Raw genomic sequence first — 13601 nt, forward strand, 5'->3', positions numbered from 1 at the left:
AATCAACAGCCAATTTAGATAGAAAAGCTTCCATTTAAGAAACTTTTCCAGTTCCCTCTCTTATTGAATGGCTTTTCTAATCAAAATTTATAGGTCCAAAACCGTTCATTGTTAATCCAAGCCATCATTTGTGGTTCTTGATTTTTCAACTTTTCTACAGTGCCTTTAAATGAATGCTCTGTTTGCGACCGGTGTGCCTGAATGGCAGCCAGCTTCTTATGAATCACAGGTGAAACATCCTTGATAATATCAGGTTCACCAAGCTCATCAATACAATTTTTGGAGAAGGCAACACAGTGTAAGGTTGGCCGTGCGGCAGCAGGCATTCTTTCAACCGCCCTGATGACAGCCGCGCCGGTGGCATCATGGTCGGGGTGAACAGAATAACCAGGATAAAAAGTGATAATCAAGGACGGGTTTACCTCATCAATGATGGCTGTAAGGGTGTCTGCTAATTTTTCATCATCTTCAAATTCAACGGTTTTATCACGGAAACCAAGCATGCGAAGGTCTTGGATCCCTATAGCCTCAGCAGCTGCTTTTAATTCTTCTTTTCTAATTTTAGGTAAGTTTTCCCGATCGGTAAACGGGGGATTTCCCATATTCCGCCCCATTTCCCCTAAGGTTAAACAAGCATAGGTAACAGGAGTTCCTTTCTCAACATGTGTTGCAATCGTCCCGGATACACCAAACGCCTCGTCATCTGGATGAGGGAAAACGACCAATAAATGGCGTTCTTTTTCCATAAAACATTCTCCTTTCGGGTCTAATAGGACATCTTATTCAAAAGGCTTTAGACTAATTTCTAATGCCACAGCAAGCTTGCCATCATGGTCATGACCTGCTAACAATAGATGATTTTCTTCATCAATTTCGAAATGGGTGACCCCCTCAGCATAAATCCAGCCGAGATTGATCTTTAAACCCACACGATACGGACCGGGTCCTTTAATTTTTCCGATTTCATAGCGGACAAGGGCGTTGCGGATAAACGCTCCGGCAGAGAAGAACGATTGGTCATTATGTGTTGCATAGGCACCATTGGTTGTTTCAAGATGAATATAAACATCCTTATTAGCAAAAAGGTTGATAGCGTCCTGAACTTTTTTAACATCGATGAGTTCCAAAGTGCAGCCTCCTTCCAAAATGATGGATTTATACCTAATGAGTATTGTTTTTCATAATGTAATTATCATACTAAAATCAAATAGAAAATGCGAAATCCGTGCTTAATAAAAGAGCACAAGCGCTTTGCCCAGGGGAAAAAGGAATTCATTTTTTCCTAGGCGCTTCACGCTGGACAATTCTCCACGTTAATTATTAACTTCCTGACCCAACGAAAAAGAACCGAACAAGCTCGGTTCTTCATCTTTATCTTTATTATTCACAGTCCTCACAATACTCTGTTACAGATTTTCCACTGCGGTAGGCACCATGCCAAGTGGGACCTACATATTCATTTAATGGGAAACCTTGCTGGATTCCAGCAGAGACAAATCTCTTTGCTACATCAACTGCATCATAGACGGAGTTTCCTTTTGCCACTTCCGCAGCAACAGCCGCTGAGTTTGTACAGCCTGCACCGTGGGTATAATTTGTTTCAATTTTCTCTGATTCGTAAATCTGAAACTCCTTCCCATCATAAAGAAGGTCAATTGATTTTTCTTCTGTTTGGAGCTTGCTGCCGCCTTTAATTAACACGAACTTAGCACCCTGATCGTGAATTTTTACAGCTGCTTCCTGCATTTCTTCAATTGTCTTTGGTGTCTTCATTCCTGCCAGCTGACCAGCCTCAAAAAGGTTTGGTGTCACGACATAAGCGCGTGGCAGAAGCAATTCCCGCATCGCTTCCGTCGTTTCCGGATTTAGGACTTCATCTTCTCCTTTACAAACCATCACAGGGTCAATGACAACATGCTTTAATTGATGTTCATCGATTTTTCGTGCGACTAGCTCAATAATTTCAACTGTGCCAAGCATTCCTGTTTTCATCCCGTCAATTCCAACTGACAGAATGGTATCCAGTTGTTTTTCGAGAATGGATACATCAATTGGAAATACATTATGATGCCATCCTTTTGGATCCATCGTGACGATACAGGTAATCCCAGTCATCCCGTAAACGCCAAGCTCTTGAAATGTTTTCAAGTCGGCTTGAAGCCCCGCTCCCCCGCTTGAATCAGAACCAGCTATGGTTAATACCTTTTTGATTGCCATTATGTATGCCTCCTTTAGAAAATAACTCCTTCCTTATTATAAAACAAAATAAAAAATATAACAGGAAACGGATACAGTCGTTTGCGATTTAATTAATAGTTACAAAAAAATGACAAATGGACCATTAGTACTATTAACAAGGATACATAGTGATAAATATTACTTTCAAAATATTGGGCTGGAAGTACGATAATCTCAAAAGACAGCTAAAAGTAAAATGTAACCGTTTTCCTATACCTGTAATTAATATAGGAACATTGGTTAAATTGTTATTTTTTACACTTTGTTGAAAATCCGACACAAATAAGGCCAATGTGATGATGCCGCCATTCTTAAGGGAGTCTAAATACTTTAAAGACCTTAACTCCTCCCTTGATTTGGCTTTTCTGTCCAAGGCTGTGACATTAATCGCTGAGTGACATTGGTCCTATTTTTACAATGAAGAGTAAGGGAAAAATTCCTGAGGAGGAGGGGATGGGTATGAACCGCAAAGGTTGTCCGGATGAATATCCAATAACCTTACATCTTAACGGCTATGAGATAGCTGTTTTTCAATTAACAAAATACAATCTAGACGATTGGACATATGGGTATTTGTTTTCTGAAGGATTCATTCAGGATGCTAACGATATTGAAACAATAACCATAGATGAAGAGATGGGAGCGATCCATGTTTCCCTTCATGCGCAGTTTGATGGGGAACAGTTTTTTTTGAAAAAGAAACATTATACGGCCGGTTGTGGCAGAGGGGTTACCTTCTTCTCAATGACCGATGTTAAAAACTTTGCCAAGGTGGCCGCAGGCCAAAAGTATCTATTAAGTTATTTATTAAAAAAGAGAAGTGAGTTTGCTGGAGCCTCTAGCCTTTATCTGGAAACGGGCGGAATGCATGGGGCCTGCATTGTGGAAGAAGACGGCACCATCACCATCCGGGAAGATATTGGCCGCCATAATGCGGTTGATAAAATCATTGGTCACGCACTGCGGAAGGGTCTATCTCCTGAACGGTTAATTTTACTGACAACCGGAAGGGTTTCATATGAAATGCTCTCAAAAGCTGCGAAATTTGGCTTTCCTGTTATTGGATCCCGTACGGCAGCCACCAAACAGGCTGTTCAGCTGGCGAAATTCCTAAATATTGAGGTAATCGGCTATTTAAGAGGGAAAATGGCTACGGTCTATACCTCTACAGGCAGAGTCAAAAATGATATCTCAGAGAAAATAGACTTTGAGAGAAACATTGAAGGGGGGAATTAAAAACAGAGTTAAAAACAAAGTAAATAAATAGAGAGAAAAAAAGCATGTTCCGTAAAGCCAATAAGAAAGGCACGGCTGCTTTTAGAGGGATGTTCTAATCATTTTTGGGAAGGAGAATAGTGATGGTTGAAATGAACTTAAATCGCCGGCAATTCTTAAAGCTATCAGGTGCAACGGCTGCAACTCTTGCAGTAGTTGAACTAGGCTTTAATGATAAAAAAGCTTATGCGAAAACAAAAGATTTCAAGATTGCCAAAGCTACTGTAACACCAACCATTTGCTGCTTTTGTGGTGTAGGATGCGGGATACTCGTCCACACCAAAAATAATACCGTGGTTTATACGGAAGGGGATCCGGATAACCCAATTAACGAAGGTAAACTATGCAGTAAAGGAACAACATTACGACAAATTTATACATCTGAAAAGCGTTTAACAAAACCACTGTACCGTGCTCCTGGCAGCAATAAGTGGGAAGAAAAAGATTGGGAATGGATGCTTGACACCATTGCCAAGCGTACGAAGGAAACTCGTGATGCTTCATTCGTTGAGAAAGAAGCAGGCATTACCGTGAATAAAACAGAAAAGATTGCCAGCCTTGGCGGCGCGGCACTTGATAATGAAGAAACCTACTTAGTATCAAAATTAATGAGAGGGCTTGGTGTCACTTACTTAGAGCACCAGGCACGAATATGACATAGTTCTACGGTTGCCGGTCTGGCACCTACATTTGGTCGTGGAGCAATGACAAATCACTGGAATGACCTTCAGTGGACAGATTGTGCCCTCATTATGGGAGCAAACCCTGCTGAAAATCATCCAATCAGTTTTAGATGGCTGACAAAAGCGAAGGAAAAGGGCGGAAAAATTATCAGTGTCGATCCGCGTTATACACGGACATCTGCTGTGTCTGATCTCTATGCCCCGCTTCGTTCTGGAACGGATATTCCGTTTGTCGGCGGTATGATTAAATATGCTATTGAAAATAATCTCATTCACAAAGACTATGTTGTGAAATATACGAATGCTTCCTTTATCGTGAAAGAAGGCTACGATTTTAAAGATGGTCTTTTCTCTGGATATGACGAAGCAAAACGAGTTTACGATAAAACGAAGTGGGGAATTGAAACCACTCCGGATGGAAAGCCAGTAAAGGATGAAACGTTAGCACATCCTCGTTCGGTCTTCCAATTAATGAAAAAACACTATTCCCGCTATGATGTGGATACGGTAACGTCCGTAACTGGAACACCAAAAGAAGATTACTTAAAGGTTTGTAAAGCTTTCTGTGAAACAGGAAAAGTAGGTAAATCAGGTACTATCCTTTATGCAATGGGTACAACCCAGCATACGGTTGGCTCACAAAACGTCCGGATTTTTGCGATCCTGCAGCTTCTATTAGGTAATATTGGTCTGCCAGGCGGAGGAATCAATGCGATGCGCGGTGAATCCAATGTTCAAGGTTCAACAGACTTTGGCTTGCTATGGGATAACTTAACAGGATACCTTGCCGCACCAAAAGCAACCTTTCCTGAACATGCTACATTAGCTGGATACTTGAAAAAAGAAACACCACCAACTGGTTACTGGAGCAACAAGCCTAAATTTGTGGTCAGCTTATTGAAATCCTGGTATGGAGCAAATGCGACCAAAGATAACGAGTTCGGCTATCAGTTTTTACCAAAAGGCAACAAAAACTACTCACATATTAATCTATTTAAAGCGATGTTCAACAACGAGCTCGAGGGTGCATTCCTTTGGGGTACAAACCCAGTCGTCGGCGGACCTAATGCAGGGAAAGAAAAAGAAGCGCTTGGCAACTTAAAATGGCTTGTTGCTGTTGACCTTTGGGAAACAGAAACGTCAGCCTTCTGGCAGAAAGAAGCTGGTAATGACCCAGCCAGCATTAAAACAGAAGTATTCCTTCTTCCGGCCTGTTCATCGTATGAAAAAGAAGGAAGTATTTCAAACAGCTCACGCTGGATGCAGTACCGCTGGAAAGCAATAGAGCCTAAGGGTGAGTCCCATCCGGACCTTGATATCGTCCATGAACTGGCTATGAAGCTTAAAAAGCTATATGCAAACAGTTTAAAAACAGCCGATCAGCCATTCTTAGCTCTTGATTGGAATTATGGCACCGGTGAAGCACCAAATTTAGACACCATTGCCAAGGAAATTAACGGTTATGACCTTAAAACAGGTAAATTATTAAAGACCTTTGGCGATTTAAAAGATGATGGCACAACTTCAAGCGGTAACTGGATTTATTCCGGCTTCTATCCTGAAGAGGGAAAAAATCTATCGCAGCGCCGTGATAACAAAGATACAGGCGGCGGAAATTTCTTAAATTGGTCCTTTGCTTGGCCGGCAAACCGCCGAATTCTATACAACCGTGCTTCGGCAGACCCTAGCGGTAAGCCGTGGAGCCAGGAAAAAGCAGTGATTTGGTGGGATGCTACCCAGAAGAAATGGGTCGGAAACGATGTCCCTGACTTTAAACCAGTCATAGCGCCTACCGATCCAGGCGGAACAGGTGCCTTTATGATGAACAAAGACGGAGTCGCTTTATTATTTGCACCAACCATGAATGACGGCCCGTTCCCAGAACACTACGAACCATATGAGAGCCCTGTACCAAATGCTTTTTCATCGGTGGAATATAACCCTGCGATCGTGATTAATGATGGCGACTTTAACAAACGCGGTTTCAAGGTGGATTATCCAATTGTGGCGACTACTTACAGGGTCGAAGCACACTGGCAGTCTGGTACTATGACGCGTAACCAAGAGTGGCTTGCTGAGATTGCAAGATATATGTATGTAGAAATTAGTGAAGAATTAGCGAAAGAAAAAGGAATCAATAATAAAGACAAAGTGATTGTTACCTCTGCCCGCGGCAAAATTGAAGCCTACGCAATGGTAACAAAACGCTACAAACCGTTTACAGTTAAAGGCAAAAAAGTGCATCAAATTGGAATGCCTTGGAATTTTGGATACAAAGGGTACGCAACAGGAGCAACAGCAAACCGCCTGACTCCACATATTGGGGATGCCAACACGATGATTCCGGAATATAAAGCATTCCTATGTGACATAAGGAGGGCTTAGTGATGGCTGAATACGTAAAATACGTTGACGTTACCAGATGTGACGGCTGTAAAGCCTGTATGGTTGCCTGTAAAAACTGGAATGACCTTCCGGCAGAAGTAACCGCATTCCAAGGAAGTGCCCAATCACATCCTAAAACAAGTGCCGATACATGGAATGTTCTCCAATATGTAGAGCATGAAAATGGAAAAGGCGATTTAGAATACCTTTTCCGTCACTCATCCTGCTTCCATTGTGATACGGCTGCCTGTGAAAAGGTTTGTCCTGAGAATGCTATCAGCTACTCGAAATTTGGATCTGTTGTGATTGACCATGATAAGTGCGTAGGCTGCGGCTATTGCGTACAAAACTGTCCATTTGAAGTGATTTCATTAAAGACTTACAAAGATAAGAACGGTAAGGAATACAAAAAATCTCAAAAGTGTACCATGTGTACGGACCGTCTCGAAGAAGGCTTACAGCCTGCCTGCGTGACCACTTGCCATACCGATGCGATGCAGTTTGGAAAAAAAGATGAAATGCTGGCAAAAGCTCAAAAACGTTTAGCTGAGATTAAAAACCGTTTCCCTAATGCGAACATCTATAATCCAGAAGGAGTCGGCGGTACACATACCATCTACCTGCTGGCTGAACGGCCAAGTGTTTATGGACTTCCGGAAAATCCTAAGGTTCCAACATCGGCAGTCGTTTGGAAAGATTACGCACAGCCAATCGGCAAAATGATGCTTGGTGCCACAACGATGGCGCTTGTCGGAGCATTTATTACCAATAACATTATCAGTAAAAGAACACAAGGTCAGGAAGATGGAGGGGATAGCCATGAGTAATCATCAAAAGCATCCAAAGGCAAATGAACAAATTCGCCGCTTTCCTAAGGCTTTTGTTTGGGCACATGCGATCAATGGAATAGCCTTCTTTGCCCTTTACATCACAGCCCTGCCAATGTATACCGAATTCTTTGATTGGTTATATCCAGTTTTTGGCGGACCGGAAAACGCCCGGTTGTTACACCGAATTTTTGCTGTAGTGTTTATTACACCTACATTCATTTTGCTGATCTTTAGTCCTAAGTTCCTTTTTCTGTGGACGAAAGAATTAATTACCTGGAAAAAGCGGGACCTCCAGTTTTTCGGTAATTTTGTGAAAGAGTTGTTTGGTTTAAGGTTTGATCATGTAAAACAGACATTCTTTAACGCGGGTGAAAAAATCAACTCGATTCTTCAGATTTTTTGTGCCATCTTGGTTATTGTTTCAGGCTTCATGATGTGGTTCCCTGAATATTTTCCAAGAGCACTTGTTCAGTGGGGGTACGTCCTTCATAATATTGGGTTTGGCTTAGGAATTGCCGTTATTGTCGGCCATATTTATCTTTCTGTTGTGCACAAGCACTCTAGACCAGGCTATTCAGGTGTGGTAACAGGCAAGGTTCCAGCATGGTGGGCAAAAGGCCACTATGAGGACTGGTATGACGAAGAAGTGAAAAAAGGCAACTTCCCTAACTTGGATGATCCAAAACGTAAAAAGGGTGCTTAAGAAAAGCGGAAGCGCATCTAGGACTATAGCTAGACAGTAACCTAAGTACAAAAGTTAAAAAGAGGAATGGCTGTCGAATAAAGGACAGCCATTTCTTATCATAAAACCTATTTAATATAAGAGGTGTGCTAAAGATGATTAAATCCGTTGTTTCAAAGGAATACCAGGAACTGCAAAAAGAGATTGCCATGCTTCAAGAACAATGGAAGCTGCAGCTTGACCCGGAAACCATCAGACCAAACCTTGACAAAGCATCCATGGAAGCAGGGGTCCCTGCAGCCGCTTTAACGGCTATTGATTTTGAAATTTCACTATTTTTACAGTGGATAGAGGAAGTTACTTCTCTGCTTGTAAGCAATAATCCTGAGTTAGAGCCGAAGCTTTCTGGTATCCGTACCTTGCTTACTGAGGAAACAGCTATTCGCTGGATTGAAGAAGCCTTTGCTTTCAATCATGTCTATTTTACGGCCTATGCAGAGGAGAATGAGCTTGAAGAATGGATCCCCCATTTCCTTGCCGAAACCGCCTTGCGGCCATACCTGCTGCTAATGGCAGAAAAGGTTCAACCTGCAATTGACCATGCTGTCCCAGGTGCGGGCTGCCCTGTTTGCGGTGAACCTGTTAGATTAGCAGCCATTGATGAGGATGGAAAAAAGATCATCCACTGCCCGCGCTGTTTTGCTCATTGGCCTGCAAGACGGTTGGAGTGCGCACACTGCGGCAATGAAGATCATCACACGATTTATTTTTTAGAAATTGAAGGCGATGTAACCTCGAAAATTCAAGTTTGCGAGGAATGTAACGGCTATATTAAAATAATTGATAGCAGACAATATATTACAAAACCGTCGGTGGCATTATTAGACCTTAATTCCATTCATCTCGATATGGTTGCTCAGGAAAATGGGTACAATTCCGTTGGGGAAAAGAAAGAGACAAATTAAGAAGGTGCTTTTATAAATGAAAGCTGCAGCCATTATTTTAGCAGGCGGGCAATCCAGCCGGATGGGCACAAACAAAGCCCTGCTGAAAATCAATGAAAAAACGAATATTGAAAGAATAGCAGATAAGCTAAAACTTCTTTTTGATGATATAATTCTTGTAACAAATGATTCTGAACAATATGAATTTTTGGGCGTACGGATGATTCCGGACCAATATCCCGGCCAAGGGCCGCTTGCAGGAGTGCACGCAGGACTTATGGCGTCAGACTACGATATCAATTTGATTGTGGCCTGTGATATGCCGTTTGTGTCCAGCGAGCTGGCTGAAGCCCTGGTTAATAATGCCCTGCACTATGATGCGGTCATACCTGTCATCCACGGCAAACAACATCCGCTATTTTCTGTTTTTAAAAAGCAAACCGCTGCTGTTGTAGAGAAACAGATTGAGGCAGGACAGCTGCGGATGAAACATTTGCTCGACCACTTGAACGTGCTCTACCTGACTGAAAAAGAACTAGAAACCTATAGTCAAATGGGGTTAGATCAAGTTTTTTTTAATATGAATCACCCAGAAGAATATGAAGAGGCCAAAAAGAGGGCTGAATCTGATTTTTTAAACATGTAGACAGATCTAAGGGGGAGTAAGGGAACCATGCAATTTTTCAAAGTCAAAACAGTTGAAGAAACATTTACCTTGATTGATGAAAAAATCCCGGCAATTGGAGAAATCGAGGTAAGAGAGCTCTCTCGTGCCCTTCATTATATTTTAGCGAGCCCGGTGGCTGCCAAGGAAAATGTACCAGGCTTTGACCGCTCAACTGTCGACGGATATGCCGTCCGTGCCAAAGATACGTATGGTTCCTCTGAATCCATGCCCGGCTTTTTAAACGTTGCGGGTGAGGTGAAAATGGGTGAAGTTCCGACGGTAGAAGTAACTAAAGGCAATGCTGTTTATGTCCCGACAGGCGGTATGCTCCCCAAGGGAAGTGACAGTGTTATTATGATTGAACACTGCGAGGATGTGGATTCACTTCTCAATACTTACAAGCAGATTGCTCCGTTAGAAAATGTGATTCGTGCCGGAGAAGATATTAAACAGGGAGAAATTCTTCTTACAAGCGGAACAAAGCTTCGGCCCCAGGAATTAGGGGCACTCGCTTCATTAGGGGTCACCCATGTAACGGTTTTTAGGAAAATAAAGGTCGGTTACCTATCTTCAGGGGATGAAATCGTCCCATACCAAACAGAAACATTACAGGAAGGGCAGATTCGTGATATCAACTATTTAACAATTGCCGGACTTGCCCAGGAATGGAATGTGGATGTGGTATATGGCGGAATTGTCCGTGATGACTTTGCCGAATTTCGCGAGCGTGCCCGTGCCCTTTATGATGAAGTTGATTGTTTAATCTTGTCAGGCGGCAGCTCAGTTGGAGCAAAAGACTATACAACCGATGTTATCCAATCGTTAGGAGAACCGGGCGTGTTCGTCCACGGGATCAGCATCAAGCCAGGAAAACCTACAATTCTAGCCGTAGCGAATGGAAAGCCCGTCATTGGTCTGCCTGGACATCCTGCCAGCGCGATGATTATCTTTAAGCTATTCGGCGAGCGTGTTCTCCGCAATTTAAAGGGAGAAACAAGTGAACGCAAACCGGATCGCATTTATGCAAAAATAACGAAAAATATTCCCTCCGCGATGGGCCGGGCTGATTATATCCGCGTCCGTCTGTTAGACAAAGAGGGCGAATGGTGGGCTGAGCCCATTATTGGTAAATCCGGCTTGATTACGACATTGGTTAAAAGCGATGGCATTGTCGAGATTAGTTCAGAAAAAGAAGGGATTTCACAGGGCGAATGGGTTCCTGTGATTCCATCAAGGTAAGGGGTCATAGTCAATGGAACAGAATCAATATAAACGAAAAATTTATTTAGAAGATAAACCCCGTGCGGAAGCAAGAGAAGAAATTCTTAAGGCCTTCCAGCAGACCGCTGAAATAGACTGGATGAATGTGTCAGATGCCTTAGGCCGAGTGACCGCTGAGCCAATCTTTGCCCATGTCTCCATGCCGCATTACCATGCCTCTGCAATGGATGGAATAGCCGTTATTGCCGAAAGTACGTACCAGGCACACGAACAAAATCCGCTATTACTTAAGATAGGTGAACAATTTTGCTTTGTTGATACCGGAAATGCCATTCCCGCTTCCTTTAATGCCGTGATAATGATTGAGCATGTCCATATCGTTGACGATGAAACAATTGAAATTATTGAACCGGCCACTCCTTGGCAGCATATCCGTCCGATTGGTGAGGATATTGTTCAAGAAGAGATGTTGTTCCCACAGGGACATACGCTCAGACCTGCAGATTTAGGCGTGCTGTTGGCGGCACAGCAGCTAACAGTACCTGTTGTAAAGAAACCTGTGGTTACTATTATTCCAACGGGCAATGAATTAGTGGAAGCCCATGCTGATTTATCACCTGGAAAAATAATTGAGTTTAACGGCACAGTCTTTTCCGGATTTATTAGTGATTGGGGCGGCGAGCCGCGCCTTCACCGCATCGTAAAGGACGAACCGGAGAAAATTAAAGAAGTGCTTTTAGAGGCAGCGGAAAACTCCGATATGATTGTGATCAATGCCGGCTCTTCCGCAGGCCGTAAGGACTTTACTGTCCACATCATTTCCGAAATTGGCGAGGTGTTTACCCATGGGGTCGCCGCACGGCCGGGTAAGCCTGTTATATTAGGAAAAATAAACGGCAAAATTGTCGTCGGTGTTCCTGGCTATCCCGTGTCTGCATACCTGGCACTGGAATGGTTTGTTCAGCCCTTAATCTGTAAGTATTTAGGGATTCCTGTTCCGAAACGGCATACCATCAAGGTTAAGCTTGGCCGCCGCATCGTCTCTTCGATGGGAGCAGAGGATTTTATCCGAATGAATATTGGCTATGTGAATGGACAATTTGTGGCCAACCCGCTTACCCGGGCAGCAGGGGTAACAATGTCCTATGTTAGGGCAGATGCCATGTTAATCATCCCTCCTAACATCAGCGGTTATGAACAAGGCGATATGGCTGAAGTTGAACTATTACGGCCGCTGGAAGAAATCAAAAATGCCATCGTCTTTAGCGGCAGCCACGACCTAACCATTGATCTGTTATCATCCCAGCTGAAACGAGCACGCACAGAGCTGAAAATCGTCTCTTCTCATGTCGGCAGCATGGCCGGCATAATGGCGATTCGAAAAGGCGAGGCCCACGTAGCGGGCATTCATTTGCTAGACCCTAGTACAAAACAGTACAATAGATCGTACATAAATAAACTTTTAGCAGGTCAAGATGTTGTTTTATATCCTTTTTTAAAAAGAATGCAGGGCTGGATTTTGCCACAAGGCAATCCCCTTGAAATCAAATCTGTTACAGACCTAGTCCGCGCTGGAGCAAACTTTGTGAACCGGCAAAAAGGAGCTGGCACCCGCATCTTGTTTGATTTACTATTAGAGGAAGCAGGCCTTAGCGCGGAAGAGATTACCGGATATGACCGCGAGATGTTCTCTCATCTAGCGGTAGCGGCAGAAGTGAAAGGTGACGAGCGTGGTGCAGGGCTGGGAATTTATCCGGCGGCAAAGGCAATGGGGCTAGATTTTATTCCGGTCGCCGATGAAGAGTATGATCTAGTCATGAAGCGCGAGTTTTATGAAAGTGACAGCGGCCGGCAGCTAATTGACATCATCCAATCACCTGCCTTTAGAGAGCAGGTTGAAAAAATTGGCGGCTATCAAGTGGTCGAGAACGCCGTGCCAAAGCGGTTGACAGAAGAGGTGGAAGAATGAAGATGTATGAAATCTCCAAGGAGCCAATTGATATACAAGCGGTAATTGATAAGGTAGTCCAACGGGAAGCTGGTGCCATTACCACCTTTATTGGAACTGTCCGGGAACTGACAAAGGGCAAGAAAACCTTGTTTTTAATCTATGATGCCTATGAAGCGATGGCCGTAAAAAAACTGGAGCAGATTGGCCGGGAAATTGAAGAGCGCTGGGAAGGGTCAAAGGCGGCGATTACACACCGCGTCGGCCGTTTAGATATTACCGATGTGGCAGTCGTCATTGCTGTTTCGACGCCGCACCGCGCAGATGCCTATGAAGCAAATCGCTATGCCATTGAACGAATTAAAGAAATAGTCCCGATATGGAAGAAGGAACATTGGGAGGATGGCGAAGCCTGGATGGGAAACCAGCTTGAAACGGTTGCTTATCCTAGCGGTAAACCTGAGGCAGGTGATTTAGATGAATAAGGTCTTGTTCTTTGCGCACTTGCGTGATGCGGTCGGTGAGGAGTTCTTGTCACTTAAGGCTGCCGGTAAAACCGTTGCTGAATTGAAGACAGAATTGGCTGCTAAATATGATTTACCGAAGATGGATACGGTCATGACTGCCATCAATGAAGAGTTTGCTTCCAATGATGAGGTAATCCAAGAAGGGGATGAAATTGCCTTCATTCCACCGGTGAGCGGCGGTTGATTTAGACAGATTGATTT

13 protein-coding genes are annotated in these 13601 nt (G+C 43.5%); 10 read left to right on the forward strand and 3 right to left on the reverse strand.

Translation table 11 applies throughout. The features are described 5' to 3' along the window. Positions 1 to 80: 80 nt before the first annotated feature. From bshB2 to pdxK, 3 genes are all read right to left on the reverse strand, one after another. A complete protein-coding gene (gene bshB2, locus V7077_RS14215) occupies positions 81 to 746 on the reverse strand; it encodes a bacillithiol biosynthesis deacetylase BshB2 (RefSeq protein WP_335502715.1) in 666 nt (221 codons plus the stop codon). A 33-nt stretch (positions 747 to 779) separates the two neighbouring features. After that, positions 780 to 1127, reverse strand: a complete 348-nt coding sequence (locus V7077_RS14220) for a YojF family protein (protein ID WP_335502718.1) — start codon at positions 1125 to 1127, stop codon at positions 780 to 782. 253 nt (positions 1128 to 1380) lie between these two features. Then, on the reverse strand, positions 1381 to 2217 hold the full coding sequence (gene pdxK / locus V7077_RS14225) for a pyridoxine/pyridoxal/pyridoxamine kinase (RefSeq protein ID WP_335502722.1): 837 nt from the start codon (positions 2215 to 2217) through the stop codon (positions 1381 to 1383). A 480-nt stretch (positions 2218 to 2697) separates the two neighbouring features. On the opposite strand from pdxK, the gene fdhD reads away from it, so the two are divergent. The 10 genes from fdhD (at position 2698) to moaD (ending at position 13584) form a co-directional block, all read left to right on the forward strand. After that, positions 2698 to 3474, forward strand: coding sequence for a formate dehydrogenase accessory sulfurtransferase FdhD (gene fdhD, locus V7077_RS14230; protein ID WP_335502726.1), 777 nt, complete (start codon positions 2698 to 2700; stop codon positions 3472 to 3474). A gap of 131 nt (positions 3475 to 3605) precedes the next feature. Further along, positions 3606 to 6581, forward strand: coding sequence for a formate dehydrogenase-N subunit alpha (gene fdnG / locus V7077_RS14235; protein ID WP_335503054.1), 2976 nt, complete (start codon positions 3606 to 3608; stop codon positions 6579 to 6581). A 2-nt stretch (positions 6582 to 6583) separates the two neighbouring features. Next, entirely contained in the window at positions 6584 to 7408 is an 825-nt protein-coding gene (locus V7077_RS14240) for a 4Fe-4S dicluster domain-containing protein (protein WP_335502728.1), read from the forward strand. Next, entirely contained in the window at positions 7401 to 8114 is a 714-nt protein-coding gene (locus V7077_RS14245; protein WP_335502731.1) for a formate dehydrogenase subunit gamma, read from the forward strand. The genes V7077_RS14240 and V7077_RS14245 overlap by 8 nt, the downstream gene beginning before the upstream one ends. Positions 8115 to 8248: 134 nt before the next feature. Continuing rightward, positions 8249 to 9058, forward strand: a complete 810-nt coding sequence (locus V7077_RS14250; protein WP_335502734.1) for a formate dehydrogenase accessory protein FdhE — start codon at positions 8249 to 8251, stop codon at positions 9056 to 9058. A gap of 16 nt (positions 9059 to 9074) precedes the next feature. Further along, positions 9075 to 9683 carry a molybdenum cofactor guanylyltransferase gene (mobA, locus tag V7077_RS14255; protein WP_335502737.1) on the forward strand — a complete coding sequence of 203 codons (609 nt, stop codon included), beginning with the start codon at positions 9075 to 9077 and terminating at the stop codon, positions 9681 to 9683. A gap of 27 nt (positions 9684 to 9710) precedes the next feature. Continuing rightward, a complete protein-coding gene (locus V7077_RS14260; protein ID WP_335502739.1) occupies positions 9711 to 10943 on the forward strand; it encodes a molybdopterin molybdotransferase MoeA in 1233 nt (410 codons plus the stop codon). A gap of 13 nt (positions 10944 to 10956) precedes the next feature. Next, positions 10957 to 12894: a molybdopterin biosynthesis protein gene (locus V7077_RS14265; RefSeq protein ID WP_335502742.1), complete on the forward strand. Its 1938-nt coding sequence runs from the start codon at positions 10957 to 10959 to the stop codon at positions 12892 to 12894. Then, positions 12891 to 13358 carry a molybdenum cofactor biosynthesis protein MoaE gene (locus tag V7077_RS14270; protein ID WP_335502744.1) on the forward strand — a complete coding sequence of 156 codons (468 nt, stop codon included), beginning with the start codon at positions 12891 to 12893 and terminating at the stop codon, positions 13356 to 13358. Before V7077_RS14265 ends, V7077_RS14270 begins: the two co-directional genes overlap by 4 nt. Further along, complete coding sequence (gene moaD / locus V7077_RS14275) at positions 13351 to 13584, forward strand: molybdopterin converting factor subunit 1 (RefSeq protein WP_335502749.1); 234 nt, start codon at positions 13351 to 13353, stop codon at positions 13582 to 13584. Before V7077_RS14270 ends, moaD begins: the two co-directional genes overlap by 8 nt. Positions 13585 to 13601 lie beyond the last annotated feature (17 nt).

The sequence above is a fragment of the Neobacillus vireti genome (genome assembly GCF_036962465.1).
Classification (GTDB): domain Bacteria; phylum Bacillota; class Bacilli; order Bacillales; family Cytobacillaceae; genus Neobacillus; species Neobacillus vireti_B.

Coding starts and splice junctions, on each gene's coding strand:
- bshB2 (WP_335502715.1), bottom strand. CDS start 746: ATGGAAAAAGAACGCCATTTATTGGTCGTTTTCCCTCATCCAGATGAC.
- pdxK (WP_335502722.1), bottom strand. CDS start 2,217: ATGGCAATCAAAAAGGTATTAACCATAGCTGGTTCTGATTCAAGCGGG.
- fdhD (WP_335502726.1), top strand. CDS start 2,698: ATGAACCGCAAAGGTTGTCCGGATGAATATCCAATAACCTTACATCTT.
- V7077_RS14240 (WP_335502728.1), top strand. CDS start 6,584: ATGGCTGAATACGTAAAATACGTTGACGTTACCAGATGTGACGGCTGT.
- V7077_RS14245 (WP_335502731.1), top strand. CDS start 7,401: ATGAGTAATCATCAAAAGCATCCAAAGGCAAATGAACAAATTCGCCGC.
- V7077_RS14250 (WP_335502734.1), top strand. CDS start 8,249: ATGATTAAATCCGTTGTTTCAAAGGAATACCAGGAACTGCAAAAAGAG.
- mobA (WP_335502737.1), top strand. CDS start 9,075: ATGAAAGCTGCAGCCATTATTTTAGCAGGCGGGCAATCCAGCCGGATG.
- V7077_RS14260 (WP_335502739.1), top strand. CDS start 9,711: ATGCAATTTTTCAAAGTCAAAACAGTTGAAGAAACATTTACCTTGATT.
- V7077_RS14265 (WP_335502742.1), top strand. CDS start 10,957: ATGGAACAGAATCAATATAAACGAAAAATTTATTTAGAAGATAAACCC.
- V7077_RS14270 (WP_335502744.1), top strand. CDS start 12,891: ATGAAGATGTATGAAATCTCCAAGGAGCCAATTGATATACAAGCGGTA.
- moaD (WP_335502749.1), top strand. CDS start 13,351: ATGAATAAGGTCTTGTTCTTTGCGCACTTGCGTGATGCGGTCGGTGAG.